The sequence below is a fragment of the Erwinia sp. JH02 genome (assembly GCF_013074405.1).
GTDB lineage: Bacteria > Pseudomonadota > Gammaproteobacteria > Enterobacterales > Enterobacteriaceae > Erwinia > Erwinia rhapontici.
The window spans coordinates 335895-353716 of sequence record NZ_JABANZ010000003.1 but is presented as its reverse complement, the minus strand read 5'-3'; the positions used below and the strand labels follow the sequence as shown (position 1 = coordinate 353716).

The window sequence follows — 17822 nt, the reverse complement described above, 5'->3', positions numbered from 1 at the left end:
TTATGTCCACGCAAACACCGTTTATCTCACTGGAAAACATCAGTAAATCCTTTCCCGGCGTCCGCGCACTGGATGATGTGACACTGACGCTGAACCGGGGTGAAGTGCATTGCCTGGCCGGACAAAACGGCTGCGGTAAAAGCACGCTGATCAAAGTGATCTCCGGGGTGTATCAGCCCGATAAAGGTTCACATATCAGCATTGACGGAAAGCGGCTCAACCATCTGACGCCTGCCCTTTCGGCTTACTATGGCATCCAAGTGATCTATCAGGATCTGTCGCTGTTCCCCAATCTGTCGGTGATGGAAAACATTGCCGCGCATCGCTATCTGCCAGGCGGTCACTTCTGGGTAAACCGCCGGGCCATGCGCCAGCTGGCGCAGGAAACCATGGCACGTATCGGCGTGCAGCTCGACCCGGCGCGCAAGGTTGAAAAACTGTCGATTGCTGACCGCCAGCTGGTCGCTATCTGTCGGGCACTGGCGGCAGACGCCAGCCTGGTGATCATGGACGAGCCAACCGCATCGCTCACGCGCCATGAAGTGAACGGGCTGCTGCGTGTGGTGAATGAACTGAAAGCCGCCGGGATCTGCGTGGTGTTCGTCAGCCACAAGCTGGATGAAGTGATGGAAGTGTCCGATCGCATCAGCGTGATCCGCGACGGCAAGCTGGTGGGCACCTGGCCTGCCAGCAAACTGGATAGCGATGAGCTGGCATGGCAGATGACCGGGCAGCGCTTCAGCTTCAGCCCTCTGCCGGAACGTGCTGACCTCAACGAAACGCCGTTGCTGGAAGTGCGTAACCTCTCGCGCCGCAATCAGTACCAGCAGATCAATCTGCAACTCAGAGGCGGTGAGATCACCTCGATTGTCGGCCTGCTGGGCGCCGGACGTACCGAGCTTTGCCTGTCGCTGTTTGGTATTACGCGGCCCGACAGCGGCGAGATGATTATCGACGGTCAGCCGGTGGCACTGCGCAGTAACCGCGATGCCATCCGCCACGGTATTGCTTACGTCTCGGAAGATCGGCAGACGGAAGGGCTGATCATGACGCAGTCGATTTTCGACAACCTGCTGTTGCCGATTTTCTCCCAGCTGCGCAACCGCCTGGGACTGCTGGATCGGCATGAAGCCCGCCAGCGGGCATCAAAACTGATCCGTGAACTGAATATTAAAGTCTCTGACAGCCAGCTGGCCGTTCAGACGCTGTCCGGCGGTAACGCTCAGCGTGTGGCGATTGGTAAATGGGTCGCGACCCGGCCAAAAGTGTTGATCCTCGACTCCCCCACCGTCGGCGTCGATATCGCCAACAAAGAGGGGATCTATCGCATCGCCCGCGAGCTGGCAGAGTCCGGTATGGCAGTGCTGATGATCTGCGATGAGGTCCCGGAAGCGTATTACAACAGCCACCGCGTGCTGGTGATGCGTAAAGGCGAGCTGGTGGCGAGTTTCGCCCCCCATCTGTGCCGTGAAGAGGAGATAGCCGGAGTGGTCAATGAATAACAAATTGCGTCACCTTATCAGCCTGCACGAATTCTGGCTGGGCATGCTGATTGTGCTGCTGGCGCTGGGCCTGAGCGTGCGCACCAGTGAGTTTCTTACCCTCGGCAACCTGACCGATGTGGCCACCAGCTATGCCATCCTCGGCATTCTGGCCTGCGGCCTGTTTGTGGTGCTGATTGCCGGCGGCATTGATATCTCATTCCCGGCGATGACCGCCATTGCTCAGTATGTGATGGCCAGCACCATGCTGACGCATGGCGGGAACCTGTTTAGCGTCTTTGCCATTGCCATCGGCTGCGGTCTGGTGCTGGGGATGTTCAATGGTTTATTGGTTTACCTGCTGCGGGTTCCGGCGATCATTATCACCATTGCCACGCTGAATGTGTTTTATGGACTGTTGGTCTGGGCCACCAACGGCACCTGGCTGTACGGCTTCCCGGACTGGTTTATGGAGGGCATTAACTGGTTTTCCTTCACCGCGACCGACGGCTACGAATATGGTCTGACGCTGCCGCTGCTCAGTCTTCTGGCGGTGTTTGTGCTGACCGGGGTAATGATGAACTTCACCCGCATTGGACGCCAGATTTACGCCATGGGCGGCAACCGCGAGTCCGCTTCACGCCTTGGCATCAACCTCAGAGGCTTGCATCTGGCGGTCTACGGCTACATGGGTGTGCTGGCCGGTGTGGCCGCCGTGGTACAGGCGCAGACAACGCAGTCTGTTGCACCCAACTCACTGGTGGGCTTTGAGCTGACGGTCCTTGCTGCCGTGGTCCTGGGCGGTGCCAGCATGAGCGGTGGACGCGGAACATTAACCGGCACGCTGCTGGGCGTACTGCTGCTGGCCTTCCTGCAAAACGGCCTGACGCTGCTGGCGGTCTCGTCCTACTGGCATATGGTGTTTAGCGGCATCATTATTCTGGTCAGCGTGAGCGCCACGGCATGGAACGAAAAACACCAGCGGGCAAAGGGGAACTGAGATGCAAACATTACTGAATAAACTGCCAGGTGACCGCATTATCCGGCTGCAGGTGCTGATGCTGGTGGCCGTGCTGGTGCTGTTTTCTCTGACGCTGGGGGGGCGCTTTTTTAGCCTCGGTAACTTCCAGTCGATAGCGAGCCAGTTGCCAGTGCTCGGCCTGCTGGCGCTGGGTATGGGCATCACTATGCTGACGGGTGGCATTAATCTGTCGATTATCGCCAGCGCCAACGCCTGCTCACTGCTGATGGCCGCACTGATTGTCGCGCATCCTGACCAACCGCAGTGGGTTTTCCTCGCACTGCTGGCCGGGCTGGGGCTGGCCGTGGTGATTGGCGTGGTCAACGGCGTACTGATTGCGGTCATTGGCGTCTCGCCGATTCTGGCCACGCTGGGCACCATGACGCTGATTGCCGGGCTGAATATTCTGCTCTCCAACGGTGCGGTGATCTCCGGCTTCCCACCGGTGATCCAGATGCTGGGTAACGGCAATATCGCCGGGATACCGCTGGCACTGCTGCTGTTCCTGGCCGTGGCGGCGCTGATGTGGCTGCTGCTGGAGCGCACCACGCTGGGCCGCACCATATTGCTGCTGGGCAGCAACGAGAAGGCCACGCGCTTTAGCGGGGTGAACACCACCCGCGTCACCATTGTGGTGTATGTCCTTTCGGCGCTGATGAGCTGGGGGGCCGCGCTGTTGATGATGTCGATGTTCAACTCGGCCAAAGCTGGCTATGGCGAATCCTGGCTGCTGGTGACCATCCTCGCCTCGGTGCTGGGCGGCATTAATCCTGACGGCGGTTTTGGGCGTATTCCCGGCCTGGTGATGGCGCTGATTGTGCTGCAGATGCTGGAAAGTGGACTGAATCTGCTGGGAGTGAGCAGCTACCTCACTATGGCCCTTTGGGGTGGTGTACTGATCCTGTTTATTGCGTTGCAACATCGCAGAACCTGAGGACTAAGGATAAAAAATGGCGAGCTATTACATTGGTGTGGATGTGGGAACCGGCAGCGCACGCGCAGGCATTTTTGATATTACCGGGCGCATGATGGGACAGGCGAGCCGTGAGATCGCGATGTTTCGCCCACAGGCCAATTTTGTTGAGCAGTCTTCCGACAATATCTGGCAGGCGGTGTGCCGGGCGGTACGCGATGCGATTAATCAGACCAACATTAACCCGGTGCAGATAAAAGGTCTGGGGTTTGATGCCACCTGTTCACTGGTGGTGCTGGATAAAGAGGGGCAGCCGCTGACGGTCAGCCCTTCCGGGCGCAGCGAGCAGAATATTATTGTGTGGATGGACCACCGCGCCATTGTGCAGGCGGAACGCATCAATGCATTGAAGCACCCGGTGCTGGACTACGTGGGTGGGGTGATCTCGCCGGAAATGCAGACGCCAAAACTGCTGTGGCTGAAGCAGCATATGCCAGCCAGCTGGCAGAATGTGGGTCACCTGTTCGATCTGCCGGACTTCCTGACGTGGCGCGCAACGGGTGACGTCACCCGCTCGGTCTGTTCGCTGGTGTGTAAATGGACCTGGCTGGCCCATCAGGACGGCTGGGATGCCAGCTACTTTAAACAAGTGGGTCTGGAAGATCTGCTGGAGCATGACGCGGCGAAGATCGGCAGCGAGGTCAAAAGCATGGGCGAACCCCTGGGACGTGGTCTGACACAGCGTGCGGCCAGTGAACTGGGCCTGCTGCCCGGCACCCCGGTCAGTGCCTCGATAATTGATGCCCACGCCGGAAGCCTGGGCACGCTGGGTGCCGCCGGGCCATCCGGCGAGCTGGCCGACTTTGACCGTCGCATTGCGCTGATCGGCGGCACCTCCACCGGGCATATGGCCATCTCCCGCGAGCCGCGTTTTATTAAGGGCGTCTGGGGCCCCTATTACAAGGCGGTGCTGCCTGACTTCTGGCTGAATGAAGGCGGCCAGTCCGCCACCGGTGCCCTGATTGATCATGTGATCCAGTCGCACCCCTGCTATGCCGCCCTGCATGAGCAGGGTAAAAGTCAGGGAAAAACTATTTACGAGGTGCTGAACGATCTGCTGCGTAAAATGGCGGGGGAAGCGGATAAAATTGCGTTTCTGACGCGGGATATCCATATGCTGCCCTACTTCCACGGCAACCGTTCGCCGCGTGCCAACCCTAATCTGACCGGGATACTGACCGGACTGACACTGTCGCGCACCCCGGAAGATATGGCGCTGCACTATCTGGCAACGATTCAGGCCATCGCGCTTGGCACCCGGCATATTATTGAAACCATGAACCAGACGGGCTACAGCATCGACACGATTATGGCCAGCGGCGGCGGCACCAAAAACCCGATCTTTGTGCAGGAGCACGCCAACGCTTCCGGCTGCACCATGCTGCTGGCGGAGGAGAGCGAATCGATGCTGCTGGGCAGTGCCATGATGGGCACCGTGGCCGCAGGCGTTTACGACACGCTGCCGGAAGCGATGAACGCCATGAGCCGTATTGGTAAAACCGTGACGCCACAGACCAACGAGATCAAACGCTATTACGACCGTAAATATCGGGTGTTCCGCGAGCTGTATCACGACCATATGAAATACCAGCAGATGATGCAGGAGGAATAATGACGCCGGAACAGAGCTGGCAACAGGCCACCACAGGCTGGAATACCTACCGCCAGGCGCTGGCCGCGCTGGAAACGCAGCTTGACCGTCAGCAGTGGCTGGCGGTGCTGGATGCCCTCGCCGCCTGTCGCGGCAAGATTGCCGTCACCGGCATCGGCACCTCCGGCATTGCGGCGCGTAAAATCGCCCATATGCTGGCCTGCGTTGAGCATCCCGCCATCTGGCTCAGCGCTGCCGATGCCGCCCACGGCGATATCGGTTTTCTGCGCCACGACGATGTGCTGATTATGCTGTCACGCGGCGGTAACTCCGATGAACTCACGCGGCTGCTGCCAACGGTGCGTGCTAAAGGCTGCACGCTGATTAGCGTCACGGAGAACGCACACTCGGCCATCGCTCAGGCCGCCGATCGGCTGCTGCTGATGCCAAAATCGCAGGAGATCGACCCGCTGAATATGCTGGCCACCACGTCGATTATCAGCGTGCTGGCGGTATTTGACGCGATGATTGCGGTACTGATGTCGCAGAGTGGCTACAGCAAGGAGACGTTGCTGACCGTGCATCCGGGGGGGAATGTGGGGAAGATGTTGAGGGAGGAGTGACCCCTGAGGGATCTCCACACTTTTTTATTCGCTAATCGTTCAGCTTCAGGTCTGGAGCCAGTTTCAGCAGGCTCATAAACAAGGAACATCGGAGCAATACGTTTCAATATAGAATGTCTCAAAGAAATCATTCATCAAATCTTCTGCCACAAGATCATCAAGGTTCATACTGTCGGTGATGTAATCCTATGAATTTACTCTACAGGTTTAATGATAAGGTTTTCTGACGGATAACGATGCGATATTATCCGTTAAAACCTTTATGGACGCTCCCTAATGAACAGGCCGTTACCGCAGTTTACCTACCTCAGCGCTGACTTCGCTCGCGATGTCTTTATTCAACAAGCCGCCACCTGCAACTGCTGTGGTAAAGACACTGATCGCCACTATAACGGCACCATTTACAGGGTCGGTGACAGCGATATCACCCTGTGCCCGTGGTGCATCCATGATGGCAGCGCAGCCGCTAAGTACGCATGCAGCTTCAACGATCTTTATGATGAAGCACTTGATGATGCCATCGCGGCGGAAGTTTGCGAACGCACGCCGGGTTACAGTTCATGGCAGGACCAGAGCTGGGCGACCCACTGTAACGATGCCTGCGTTTATCACGGCGATGCCAGTGCGAAAGATGTTGCCGACGCCAGTGCAGAAACCCGTCAAAAGTGGATGAGCGATTACGAAATGGATGAGGAGAGCTGGTCGCAGTTTATGGCCGATTACAAACCGGGTGGCGATCAGGGCGTTTATAAGTTTGTCTGCCGCCATTGCGAATTGGTGATGTTTAACTGGGATTTTTCCTGACAGGTGTTTCTGCGGGAGGCAATGTGATGGCATCACCGTTGCCTCCCGACGAGAGGGGATGAGAAAGGTCAACCCGATGCGGTATCACTCACTGCATTAATGTTTTCTCTCGCATTGCTCTGGCACTGTGTCGGGTCAGGAAAGGGAGAATACTTAACAACCCGAAGGCTGCCAGTATCCCCCCGATCCAAAGAGGTGAACGAAGTCCATATCCCTCAGCAATCGCCAGCCCCCCTACCCATGACCCCACGACAATCCCCACATTACTGACAGCAATATATATCGTATTGACTAAAGAACTGTTTTTCGCCAGTCGCATAACCCGTGTCGCCAGTGCCGGATTCATCGGTAATCCCACCAGACCTGTCAACAACAGGGCCAGAGTGCTGATCACCATGGACTCCGTATTCAGGGCAAAAGTCACCAGCAGCGTAATAAGAATAACTTGCCCGCAGAACAGGATACGCATGGTATATCTGTCCGCTATTCGCCCTACTATCATGATACCGACCACCGTCGCAGCGCCGTACATCGCCAGAAGCACCGGGACGGTCGTCGGAGAGAAACCGGTGACCTGAGTAAGAATGGGAAAAAGATAAGTGAACATGGCGAAAACAGCACCAACCACTAAACCACTGGTGATACAGGCAGCCCACAGTTCTCCCTTACCTAATGCCGCTATTTCCTGTTTCAAACTGGCGCTGCTTTTAACAGGTTGTTTAGGAACCAGAGTCGCGCATGCAATGATGCCCAACAGCATCAATCCGGAAATAATCCAGAAACTCATACGCCACGACGTATATTGATCAAGCCAGGTGGCCGCGGGTAATCCGATAACGGAGGCAACCATTAATCCCCCCATGACAATCGCGGATGCCCGACCTATACGCTCCGGGCCAGCCAAAGATGCACAGACGGATAAAGCAACTCCGAAGAAAGCAGAATGTACCACGCCGGAAAGAATGCGGGAAAATAGCATCACATTATAATTCATGGCCACAGCACCGATCGCCTGGCTGAGACAAAACAGTGAAGCCAGGATCAGTAATGCGTGTTTATTTGACGTTTTAAATAAAAGAACAGCTAATATCGGCCCGCCGACCACAACGCCTCCGGCAAAAGCGGAAACGAGATAACCGACAGAAGAGACGGAAACGCCCAACGAGACCGCTAACGATGGCATCATACCGACAACCATAAACTCGGAGGTGGTCATTGAAAAAACACACATCGCCAAAACATAAATAACCACAGGCATGATTACGTCCTTATAGAAAGCATCCAATATGACTTTCTGCTCTGACGATCTCATTCAAAGCCAGAGCAGAAAAAAACCAGATTACGTACGATTAATGCTCACACCACCGTCAACAAATAAAGCGGTGCCGGTAGTAAATGCCGACAGCTCGGAAGCCAGATACAGTGCAGAATTGGCAATTTCTACCGGCGTTGCCCTGCGTTTCATCGCATGAAGCCCATTGATAAAAGCCTCTTTCTCCGGCGTATCGGTGGATGAACGCCCCATTTCTGTATCCGTTCCTCCTGGTAATAACGCATTAACCCTGATCCCTGCCGGGCTGTACTCGGCTGCCAGCGCACGCGTCAGGCCAATCAAACCCGCTTTGCTTGCAGCGTAGGCGGCCATTCCAGGAAAACCAATGGCATGCCCTACGAATGAGGACGTAAAGATCAGTGACGCATTGCCACGTTGCAGCATCGCGGGAATCTGATATTTAGCCGCAAGAAACGCACTGGTCAGATTGGTCTCTATTGTTTCATTCCAGCCTTCCAGAGAAATACCGGTGGTCTCGCCCATTTCGCCCATCGTGGCAGCGTTGTTGAAAGCAATATCCAGCCCACCAAAATGGTGAACCGCTAATCTCACCGCTTCTTTCGCACAAGCTTCATCCTTTACGTCAGCGGCTAACATTACGGCCCTTCCGCCCGAAGAGATAATTTCATCAACCAGCGACCCCAGCTCGGCAGCACGACGGGCGACCAGTACCAAAGCGGCACCTTCTTTGGCGAAAATTTTCGCCGCTTCACGCCCGATTCCTGAACTTGCACCTGTAATTAATGCTGTTTTATTTTTCAACATCATCATAACTATGATCCTTTAATAAATGACGTATTAACGTACCTTGGCCGGATTAATCAATGTGATAAGTTCCGACATATTTTTACCGAATGGCGCTTCTCCATCTTCAACCCTTTCGGCATATTTCCAAAAACCAGTACTAAACATCATCCCATAGTCGCGTGCTTCGCTTACGGCCTTGAGTTGAACTATCGGATTATTCTTTGCCCCCTTTAAACCCGGTAAAATGGGTTTGGTAATAGATTCGAAATAGCCAAGAATAGATTTCTTCTCAGTATCCGGCGTCCAGATAAGCTGAACAATAATTGTCTTATCCGTGACATTAAGGTAGCCGTGAATAGAATGCCGCGGACCAAACACCAGGCTTCCTTTTTTCATAGGCACCATGCGGATAGTATCGCGCCCAGAAATATCGGGTGGGTTATCCAGATCATCATATTTCTTGGTTCCCATCAGCATAACAACACCGCCTTCCGGGGTATAAAACCACTCATCCGTTTGAGTATGAACATGTAATGGCGGCCCGGAACCCGGAGGAACTTCAACTTCAGCCATTAAATACCGTCCATCCGTGGACTTACCGGTGCGAAGAAATTTTATAGATGCACCTTCAGGCTCACCATTGACGACCAGTGGGTTCGGATCATGTGTTATTTGAGAAAAAACAGCCGCATTTTCTTCTGCATCAATTGCCCACTCGGAAAAATCGCGTTCAGTATTCATTAATTCCATTTTCATGACATCCTCCTGACTACATTGATACCCAGAAATTCAACGGGTGAAACTTCATTCACTCATCTTGCTTCCTGTCACACGGGAAAATAATGAGTCTGTGTTTTCAGGATTATCATTTCCTCGCCAGCAAATGTACTGATCAGGGCGAATAAGCAGTAATGGGTAGCGATATAACGACAATGCATCTGGTGCAGGAAGCTCAATGATTTTTAACGGTATCCCTCTTTTTTTCGCCACACGGAGAAAATCGCTCACGTCGGGCGCATCTGCGCCAATACGCAGCAGAGAAAATCCAGAACCAAGCAGATCAAACAGGGATCGCCGATGTCCCTTAGCGTCCTCCACCCAGATATGCGGAAGACGCCCTCCCGGCGTGCTATCGGGCTGATAGTCATGAAGGTTATCGAATGGAGGACGTTCGCCATCAGTACAAATCAGAGGAGACTGGTCATAGCGAGCCCCCAGCTCAATGCCGGGCGAACTGAACTGGCTACGAAATACCTGCAAAGCCTGACCAAACTCAAGACGCGATCGATGCGCCGCCGGACTCTCTGCAATCTCAATATCGCCCGGTATTTTCAGACGACTTGCGCGCTGCGTGAGCTGACGGGCCGCAGCAGTATTGCGCCTGGCCACGGGCCTCCGTTCAATTTCATAAGAGGCCAGCAGCCCGGGCTGCGCCCACCCCTGAATCACTGCGGCCAGTTTCCAGGCAAGATTTGACGCATCATCAATGCCGGTATTCATGCCAAACCCGCCGGTTGGGGAAAATAAGTGAATCGCATCACCCGCCAGATGAATCCGCTTTTCAGAAAAACGCTCTGCAATTTGAGCAAGGCCACCGTGCCATACTGAATGTGCGATAATGTCAACATCGACCGGTTCTCCACACCCTGCCTGTATGTGCTGAATCATCTTCTGATCGTCCGGCTCTTCCGTTTCTGAACCCGGTTTGGATAACAACACGAATTCATCTTTTCCATTCAAACTGATAAGCAACATTCTTAAACCTGGCGCCATAACGTTGTACATCCAGGCTTCTTTACCTCGCAATATTCTGTTGTGTAATGCCGGAATACGGAGGTGCGAAGAAAACATTCTTCCCGTTAAGAAACCCGCGATCGCCGTGTCGGTCCCCTGGTAACCTATCCCCAGCGTTTTCCTGACAAAGCTATGACTGCCATCACATCCAATAAGATAATCCGCACGCCACGACTCCCTGCGGGACGAATGAGTAGAGTCTTCAATAATGACGTTAACGCCAGCCTCATCCTGTTCTAAAGAAACCGCGTGCCAGCCGAAGCGCACCTCTATGTTTTCTCTTTCGTTGAGATGATTGTGCATATAACGCTCAACATACATTTGATTCGCTCTGAGCAAAGGCTCAGGTATTTGATGCGTGACATCATCATCCCGTGCTATCACCGCTCTTTGCTGTTCTGACGGCATGCTGAAGCGCACCAGCTCCCAACTGTTTAATCGGGTAAAATAGGTAATATCTCTGGGATACGTTGATGGGAGACCTAATTTTCTGATGGCAGCTGAAATTCCGACACGACGGTAGTGCTCCATCGTCCGGGAGTTATGTGTGTTCCCCTTAGGGTGAAGGCGTGTCTCTTTATCTCGGTTGACAATAAGGCTACGCACACCATGATAATCAAGGAACAACGCCAGCATCATCCCAACAGGCCCACCGCCGATGATGATGACGGGTGCGTGATGTATGGCAGGAGAATTCATATAACCTCCTGGTGATCAACAGAAAGTGGTATCAATTTCATAATATAAAAATGGTTTTCACTGCCATTCCCGCCGAATTCAGAGGCCACGATTTCATATTGATAACCATATTGACCGAGCAATTCTGTCAATGCAGAAATATCCCCCTGACTGCTGAACCCCAACAGTAACGCACCACCAGGAGCCAGATATTTTTTTACTTCCTTAAAAAAACGATGATGTGTGGCATAGCCAACATCGCAAAATGCGTGAAGTATCTTATTATCGAAAACATAGTCTTCAGGAACAAAAACAAAGTTTGAATTCCAGAAAATAGTATCAAACTGATCGCCTTGCTTGAGCGCATTGAAAAGATCGCTTTGAAGCGTCGATACAATATGATCAACACCATGCCTTTCTACATTCATCCGCGTATTGTTCACCGCTGCTTCGCTAATATCGGTGGCAACAACTCGTGCACAACCGCTAAGGGCAGCAACAACCGCAGTGACACCTGCACCACATCCTATTTCAAGAAAACGGCCACCTTTAGGATAAGGTATCAGACGGGTAAATATCCCTGTAGACTGAAAATGAGTGGGAGGAAAAACGCCCTCGTTAATCATAAAATGATGGCCAAGACATTCGTAATTATGGCAACCATCGCTTTCAGCATCATTCAGTCGTTGGATAACGGAATTAAGCACTGCCGAGTTAAAAGTATGTTCCTTCATCTTTTCTCTCTTAGATAATTGATTACTGTTAAAGAGAATGCTGTATTTAAGGAAAAACCTTAATTCATTAAATTTCTTTCAGCGTTTATCCTGATAAGCGATAAAGCAGACTGACGCAGTTCTCTTTTTAATATTTTACCTGTGGCACCCACGGGCAGGAATGCCAGACTGTCCACAACGATCGAGGCAATCGCGTGTTTCGCTAAAAGTGGGCCAGAGTTCATCATTGACTCATAGATACGCTCCGTTACCTGTAGCGAAAGTGCAGCGGACTCACGTGTTGCTTCCCTGTCTGCCAGAATTAACACCAGTATTTCAGGATCGCTAGCGGTTCTTCCTGCAACGCCCACCACCACGGCATCACAGACGCCATCGACCTGCTGCGCGACCTCTTCGAGAAACAAGGTATAAAGGTTGCCTGACGGTGTTACCACAACATCCACCTCCCGGTCGACATGATAGAAAACACCCTTTTTGCACAGCGCGATATCACCCGTCACAAAGTAACCATTTCGCCATGCCCTGTTCGTCTGTTCCGGCTGCTGCCAGTACCCTGAGGTAATGGTGGGTGAACGTACAGCAAACAGGCCGGGTGTTCCGGAAGGCACCTCTTCTCCCGTTGCAAAATCGAGAATTTTAGCCACGGCAATATCAACAGGACGGCCAATTGAACGATGAGGGGCCAGGGCATCAATCCGCGACTCATTACGAAATAACGCCATTCCCAATTCCGAGCTGCCAAAAGAGTCCATATATTTTGATTTCGGCGCCCCCTGCAACAACCGGCGTATATGGCTTTGATGAGAGGCATCTCCCATACTTAACCATCGGCGTACAGTGGTAAATTCGGCATCACCGATCCCCGCTTCGATCAACGTCATATAGCTGTGAGGAAAGGCGGCAACGGTGGTGGGAGAAAAAGCATGTATTGCCTGCCGTAAAGCTTCTCCATCCTGAGAACCCACGACATACGTGGGGATACCATGCAGAATTGCCGTTTCTAAATGGCTGATTGCCGCTGAATGTGACTGAGGAAGGGCAGTGAGCAGTCGCTCATCTGGCCCCTCTGAAAAGCGGCCAATGCGCACTCGTTTTCCCATAAAGAACTGGCGGTGTTCAAAACGGACCGCTTTTGGCACACCTGTGGTGCCGGAAGAATGGCTCAACATCACCAGAGTGGAATCTTCAGGTTCGAATGGCCACGACTCAGGGAGGGAAATCGCCCGGTGAAAATCCGCCGTCGAAATATCAAGCGTTTCATTCGACTGTTGCCATTGCCGGACAAATGAACTCTTTTTACTTGTCTCAGCGTCAATGACCAGTTTCAGGAAACCGTTCTCATTCATATACAGAATCCCGAGATCTGCAGGTATTCCTGGATTGATAAGTGAGATAGTCGCGCCAAGGCTGGTCAATGCAAGATAATGTAAAAACGGTGTAATACCATCCTCAACACAAACAGAAATGACATCCCCTTTTTTCACTCCATGCTGTAAATACCACTGCGCCAGAAACATTCTATACTGCTGTAATGTGTTAAGGCTGAGAGCCTGTGTATATCCTCCTCCCGGGGAAAGGAGCGGGCGGTCCAGAAAGAGGAATGCTCTCTCTTTACAGACGTTGAGTAACAAAATACGGTCCAACATATTCCCGCAACCGAGAGACTCATCCTCACGTAACCGGTGTAATATTTTTTCCGAAAATAACCCACTATCCTGTCGTATTTCACTGACAAAACGTTCTCTCGATCGCATGTGATGACTCATTTCAGCGCCCTTCCCTCTGGGTATTTTTGTCTTGAGACTCTTAAGGGTATTTTTATACTTTTCATTAAATTCACAATGCTAACTAACAACTCTTCGGGTTGAGGATGCTGAAACACATTACGACCGATACACAAACCATATGCACCATGAGCTACCAGCGTCGAGGTCATCTCACACAATCTGTCTTCCGTGCATAACTCTCCTCCGGCGAAATAAACCTGAATATCCTGGCAATGCTTAGCCAATATAATGGGTATGTCAGATATCGCTTTTGGTGGTGCTAACTTGATTGCATCCGACCCTAATTCAGAGACAATTCTGATGATGTGATTGATTCTGACTATTCTTTCATCATCATTGGATAATTCCTCTTTATCGTATGCCATCGTTAACACAGGCATCCCGTACGCGTGTGCTTCATCCACAACGCGGCCAAGCAGAGAAAGGTTATGCCCATAATTATCCTTTGAAAAGTTAACCTGAACGGATACAGCATCAGCACCAAGCCGCAATGCGGCTACTATATTCGAGACAATAATTTTCTTATCAGGGTCGGGGGCTATACCGGGCATTCCATTAAGCTGAACCACAATTCCTGTTGCAGGGTGCAACATATCACGATCGATTAACCTTTCGATAAGACCTTTATGTCCAATAACCGCACTGATGTTTTTGCTGCCAATCCATCGGGACAGCCTTTCGGTTGTCTCTATTCCGTCAATTGGACCTAGTGTGAGACCGTGATCAAGAGGGACAATAAGTCCCAGTGGGAAATCAGAAAATAATAGTGAGTGTAGCCTTGTTTTTCTTCCAATGAAACTCATCGCTCACCTCGCTATTTTTCTATAATACTTTCATTTATTTTAATGCCTACATGGCGGCCAGGTTCGGTGACGTACCCTAAAACCTTATCGCCTGCCTTGAGTTCAGAAATATTAAGAGGCTTAGCCGCGTCAGAAAATATACGGACATGCCAGTCATCCTGCATAATGACGCTGACACGTTCTTGATGAGAAAACTCAACCTCAATCAGCCTCAGAGGGCGCAGCTCTATTTTCATACGGCCAACAGCAGCACGGCGGGTACGCCCTTTAGCATTCACAACCATAACGGGAGAACCGGTTTTAAGTTCGCTCATATAATCCGTGAGGTTGTCCTGATTGAATACATACGAATGCATCGCCCCTGCATTCACCCTGAACGGGCGTAATTCCATATAGGGTAGGAAAAACACTTCAGCACAGCAGAGCAAACCGCCCTGTGAGGTATTGCCGACCAGAATGCCTTCATCAGGCTGGAACAACGTTGCGGTATCAATGCAGGCACGGTATCCCATTCCTACGGGTCGACTATCCATCACCGTCCCGACCTGAATAGTGATGTCTTTGTTTCCACGATCTGACATTCTATTAAGAAAGTCACTCATGACATCATGCTCTACCGGAGAAAATATAACGCCTTCAGCACCATATTCCATTACGCCATAAGAAACGATTGCATCATCCACATTTGAAGGTTCCTTCACTTCTTTCATTAAAATTGTGTGCGTTGATTGTAATGATGCAATGACGAGTTCTAGCGGAATGTTGGTGGGATCGCGAAAAAGTATCCAGAGATAGTCAAAATCAATACCATCACTAATTGATCCCAGTAGACTTTTCTGGTCATCGACATAACAAATATAGCAGGATGGAATATCATTTTTTTTAATATTTTTTAGTGCATGAACATCATGATAGGCGACACTGAAACGAGAACTTCCTTTCTGCGCTTTAAACTCATCAAAAAAAACACTCTCATGAAACTTTTTTAGTTCTGTTTCGTTGCGGATTTTCAATACTATTTGCATCCTCTCTGGGATCGCTTTAATGAGATCGTTGATATTTTCAAGATAAACAACAACTCCACTATAAATAGAATTTATCACTCTAATGAACATGCCGTCATCCGGCTTTTTATTTTTCAACTGAATCGTATCAAACCAAATATGAGGGGTGTCATCACACTCTCTTTTCAATCGCCCCTGAGTTTTAATGTTTCCTAATTTTACCGATGAGCGTTTTAATACTGTCTCTTCGGTAACGAAATTGTCAACCTTAGCTTCATTTTTATTCACTTTAACGTCAGAAGGTTTCATGTAAAATCCTTTTATAAGTAAGAGGTAGGAATAAAATTCCAAGAAAAAAGCCACAGTAGAATGCAGTATTGTTCTTAAAACCAATACAGTATTCTTCCGTGCGATGCTTTTAAACCATCCGAATCTTGCTTTTGAATTCTTAACGAATAAAAATCATTATCTGTCTTTAAATTAAATAAGGATTCTATAAAGCAATCTTACTTTTTATGATTTTTACACTTCAACATCTGCCATTCAGCATTTAATATTTTATAAAGCATCATGAAAAATGATGCCTAGCGTATGCCGGTTACCATGATGAATTTTACTGACACCGTGCCGCATATTGACTCGATAATTCCCTTTATTTCCTTGCACCGGGCGGTGAGACACAGCAAAAATTACCGCATCCCCCTTTTTCAAACTGAGCACTTCTGCCCGGGTTTGCCTACGGGGCCTCTGTTCGGTTAAAACAAACTCACCGCCCAGGAAATCCTGTTCAGGTTCGGAAAGCAGAATGGCAACCTGTAAGGGGAAAACCCGCTCCCCGTACAGATCTTGATGCAGGCAATTATAATCCCCTTTGGTGTACTGCAAGAGGAGAGGCGTTGGCCTTATCTGGCCCGCGCTATGACAAAGGTCAAGATAGCGTTGATGCGTTGATGGATATTCCCACTGAATATTCATTTTTATATTCCAGTCATTGGCTATTTTTGCCAACTCTGGATATAACCCCGTGCGCAGCTCGGCGACCCTATCGGGTAACGGATATTTAAAGTATTTATACTCCCCCTGACCAAACCCATGACGCCCCATATGGATATGGGAGCGAAACCATTCACCCTGTGGATACATTGCTTTGAGGGTATCGCATTCTTCATCAAGGAGAAGCCCACTGATACAGGCGCTTCCTCCTGCATTCAGTTCAACAGTAATACGTTCCCAATCGAGCACTAAGGCACGATGGGTACACCGTGGATGATATTCATTCATTGAATTTTTCTTCCCGGTCTAACAGCGTTCGTTTGCGTTCGACTCCCCAGCGATAGCCAGACAGAGAACCATCATTTTTCACCACACGATGGCAGGGGATCGCCACGGCCAGAATATTGGCTGCACAGGCCCCCGCGACAGCGCGCACTGCTTTTGGGGAACCTATACGCTTCGCAATATCGGTATAACTGACCGTAACCCCAACAGGGATCTCGCAGAGTGCTTTCCAGACGCGTTGTTGAAATGAGGTACCGCGGATATCTAAAGGCAACGCTAATGTCATTTGCGGGGCTTCAATAAACCCAACCACTTGCGCTACCACCTGTTCGAATTCCGAATTGCCCCCCACCAGATTCGCCTGGGGGAATTTATCTTCCAGATCCTGTAGCAATTTATCAGCATCATCCCCCAGAAGGATGGCACAAATGCCCTTCTCACTTTGAGCCACCAGGATATTACCTAAAGAACATATGCCTATTGCGAAATATATCTTTGCCCCTTTTCCCCCTTCTCTCCATGCCTTAGGCGTCATCCCTAGCATTGCAGAGGCATTTTCATAAAAACGGCTATTGGAGCTAAAGCCTGCACTGTAAATGGCCTCTGTTACGGAATCACTCTGCCCAAGATTGTCACGCAACTTTTCATGCAATCTTGCGATGGAGTAATCTTTTGGTGTTAAACCGGTGATCGATTTAAACAGTCGGTGAAAATGGAAAGAACTCATCCCTACATAATCTGCCACGTCAGACAGTTTCATTATTCCTTCACTTTTCTCTATGTAACGGCAGGCTTCTTCGATTTTATCCGTGTAGATTTTTTCTAATTCTGGTTGCCCCTGATAGAAACGCTTACTGGCACGATAGCCTTGCTGTTCCGCTTCACTGGCGGAATTAAAAAACACCACGTTATGTTGTTTTGGCTGCCGCGTCGCACTGGACGGCGAACAGTACACACCTGTCGTACGCACGCCATAGACATAGTGACCATCTGCCTCTTTATTTCTTTCAACAATGCCCTGCCAGCGCTCTTCATCTGTCATCCATTTCTTTGACTCACTCATACACTTTACCTGTGAAAGTTGAATACACCAGGGCATCCAGCCCGAACATATTGGTTAATTTAAAAGTAAAAATAGAGAGAAAACACTCCGTTTTTTGCTTTTGTATTA

Annotated in this window: 16 protein-coding genes; 6 read left to right on the top strand and 10 right to left on the bottom strand. The window is 50.6% G+C overall.

Annotated elements, in window-relative coordinates; genetic code table 11:
• The first annotated feature begins 2 nt into the window (after positions 1-2).
• The 6 genes from HHI26_RS10800 (at position 3) to HHI26_RS10775 (ending at position 6493) form a co-directional block, all read left to right on the top strand.
• Positions 3-1502, top strand: a complete 1500-nt coding sequence (locus HHI26_RS10800) for a sugar ABC transporter ATP-binding protein (protein WP_133841348.1) — start codon at positions 3-5, stop codon at positions 1500-1502.
• Positions 1495-2481, top strand: a complete 987-nt coding sequence (locus HHI26_RS10795) for an ABC transporter permease (protein WP_133841347.1) — start codon at positions 1495-1497, stop codon at positions 2479-2481. Before HHI26_RS10800 ends, HHI26_RS10795 begins: the two co-directional genes overlap by 8 nt.
• A 1-nt stretch (position 2482) precedes the next feature.
• Complete coding sequence (locus HHI26_RS10790) at positions 2483-3436, top strand: ABC transporter permease (RefSeq protein WP_133841346.1); 954 nt, start codon at positions 2483-2485, stop codon at positions 3434-3436.
• Between the two features lie 16 nt (positions 3437-3452).
• Complete coding sequence (locus HHI26_RS10785) at positions 3453-5087, top strand: FGGY-family carbohydrate kinase (RefSeq protein WP_133841345.1); 1635 nt, start codon at positions 3453-3455, stop codon at positions 5085-5087.
• Positions 5087-5689 carry an SIS domain-containing protein gene (locus HHI26_RS10780; RefSeq protein ID WP_171149088.1) on the top strand — a complete coding sequence of 201 codons (603 nt, stop codon included), beginning with the start codon at positions 5087-5089 and terminating at the stop codon, positions 5687-5689. Before HHI26_RS10785 ends, HHI26_RS10780 begins: the two co-directional genes overlap by 1 nt.
• Before the next feature lie 276 nt (positions 5690-5965).
• Positions 5966-6493, top strand: coding sequence for a CbrC family protein (locus tag HHI26_RS10775; RefSeq protein ID WP_133841343.1), 528 nt, complete (start codon positions 5966-5968; stop codon positions 6491-6493).
• A gap of 88 nt (positions 6494-6581) precedes the next feature.
• On the opposite strand, the gene HHI26_RS10770 is transcribed toward HHI26_RS10775, so the two are convergent.
• From HHI26_RS10770 to ada, 10 genes are all read right to left on the bottom strand, one after another.
• Entirely contained in the window at positions 6582-7751 is a 1170-nt protein-coding gene (locus tag HHI26_RS10770) for an MFS transporter (RefSeq protein ID WP_171149087.1), read from the bottom strand.
• 81 nt (positions 7752-7832) lie between these two features.
• Positions 7833-8597 (bottom strand): SDR family oxidoreductase, encoded by a 765-nt coding sequence (locus tag HHI26_RS10765; protein ID WP_133841341.1) that lies wholly within the window; start codon positions 8595-8597, stop codon positions 7833-7835.
• A 27-nt stretch (positions 8598-8624) separates the two neighbouring features.
• Positions 8625-9329 carry a cupin domain-containing protein gene (locus HHI26_RS10760; protein ID WP_167863577.1) on the bottom strand — a complete coding sequence of 235 codons (705 nt, stop codon included), beginning with the start codon at positions 9327-9329 and terminating at the stop codon, positions 8625-8627.
• Between the two features lie 48 nt (positions 9330-9377).
• Entirely contained in the window at positions 9378-11066 is a 1689-nt protein-coding gene (locus HHI26_RS10755) for an FAD-dependent monooxygenase (protein ID WP_133841339.1), read from the bottom strand.
• Entirely contained in the window at positions 11063-11779 is a 717-nt protein-coding gene (locus HHI26_RS10750; RefSeq protein WP_171149086.1) for a methyltransferase, read from the bottom strand. Before HHI26_RS10750 ends, HHI26_RS10755 begins: the two co-directional genes overlap by 4 nt.
• Before the next feature lie 59 nt (positions 11780-11838).
• Positions 11839-13545 carry a class I adenylate-forming enzyme family protein gene (locus HHI26_RS10745; RefSeq protein ID WP_133841337.1) on the bottom strand — a complete coding sequence of 569 codons (1707 nt, stop codon included), beginning with the start codon at positions 13543-13545 and terminating at the stop codon, positions 11839-11841.
• On the bottom strand, positions 13542-14369 hold the full coding sequence (locus tag HHI26_RS10740) for an aldolase (protein WP_133841336.1): 828 nt from the start codon (positions 14367-14369) through the stop codon (positions 13542-13544). The genes HHI26_RS10745 and HHI26_RS10740 overlap by 4 nt, the downstream gene beginning before the upstream one ends.
• Before the next feature lie 11 nt (positions 14370-14380).
• Positions 14381-15682 (bottom strand): 3-dehydroquinate synthase II, encoded by a 1302-nt coding sequence (locus tag HHI26_RS10735; RefSeq protein WP_167863574.1) that lies wholly within the window; start codon positions 15680-15682, stop codon positions 14381-14383.
• 249 nt (positions 15683-15931) lie between these two features.
• Positions 15932-16654 carry a 2OG-Fe(II) oxygenase gene (locus tag HHI26_RS10730; RefSeq protein ID WP_171149085.1) on the bottom strand — a complete coding sequence of 241 codons (723 nt, stop codon included), beginning with the start codon at positions 16652-16654 and terminating at the stop codon, positions 15932-15934.
• Positions 16647-17693, bottom strand: coding sequence for a bifunctional DNA-binding transcriptional regulator/O6-methylguanine-DNA methyltransferase Ada (ada, locus tag HHI26_RS10725; protein WP_197931268.1), 1047 nt, complete (start codon positions 17691-17693; stop codon positions 16647-16649). Before ada ends, HHI26_RS10730 begins: the two co-directional genes overlap by 8 nt.
• Between the last annotated feature and the right edge of the window lie 129 nt (positions 17694-17822).

Coding starts and splice junctions, on each gene's coding strand:
- HHI26_RS10800 (WP_133841348.1), top strand. CDS start 3: ATGTCCACGCAAACACCGTTTATCTCACTGGAAAACATCAGTAAATCC.
- HHI26_RS10795 (WP_133841347.1), top strand. CDS start 1,495: ATGAATAACAAATTGCGTCACCTTATCAGCCTGCACGAATTCTGGCTG.
- HHI26_RS10790 (WP_133841346.1), top strand. CDS start 2,483: ATGCAAACATTACTGAATAAACTGCCAGGTGACCGCATTATCCGGCTG.
- HHI26_RS10785 (WP_133841345.1), top strand. CDS start 3,453: ATGGCGAGCTATTACATTGGTGTGGATGTGGGAACCGGCAGCGCACGC.
- HHI26_RS10780 (WP_171149088.1), top strand. CDS start 5,087: ATGACGCCGGAACAGAGCTGGCAACAGGCCACCACAGGCTGGAATACC.
- HHI26_RS10775 (WP_133841343.1), top strand. CDS start 5,966: ATGAACAGGCCGTTACCGCAGTTTACCTACCTCAGCGCTGACTTCGCT.
- HHI26_RS10770 (WP_171149087.1), bottom strand. CDS start 7,751: ATGCCTGTGGTTATTTATGTTTTGGCGATGTGTGTTTTTTCAATGACC.
- HHI26_RS10765 (WP_133841341.1), bottom strand. CDS start 8,597: ATGATGATGTTGAAAAATAAAACAGCATTAATTACAGGTGCAAGTTCA.
- HHI26_RS10760 (WP_167863577.1), bottom strand. CDS start 9,329: ATGAAAATGGAATTAATGAATACTGAACGCGATTTTTCCGAGTGGGCA.
- HHI26_RS10755 (WP_133841339.1), bottom strand. CDS start 11,066: ATGAATTCTCCTGCCATACATCACGCACCCGTCATCATCATCGGCGGT.
- HHI26_RS10750 (WP_171149086.1), bottom strand. CDS start 11,779: ATGAAGGAACATACTTTTAACTCGGCAGTGCTTAATTCCGTTATCCAA.
- HHI26_RS10745 (WP_133841337.1), bottom strand. CDS start 13,545: ATGAGTCATCACATGCGATCGAGAGAACGTTTTGTCAGTGAAATACGA.
- HHI26_RS10740 (WP_133841336.1), bottom strand. CDS start 14,369: ATGAGTTTCATTGGAAGAAAAACAAGGCTACACTCACTATTATTTTCT.
- HHI26_RS10735 (WP_167863574.1), bottom strand. CDS start 15,682: ATGAAACCTTCTGACGTTAAAGTGAATAAAAATGAAGCTAAGGTTGAC.
- HHI26_RS10730 (WP_171149085.1), bottom strand. CDS start 16,654: ATGAATGAATATCATCCACGGTGTACCCATCGTGCCTTAGTGCTCGAT.
- ada (WP_197931268.1), bottom strand. CDS start 17,693: ATGACAGATGAAGAGCGCTGGCAGGGCATTGTTGAAAGAAATAAAGAG.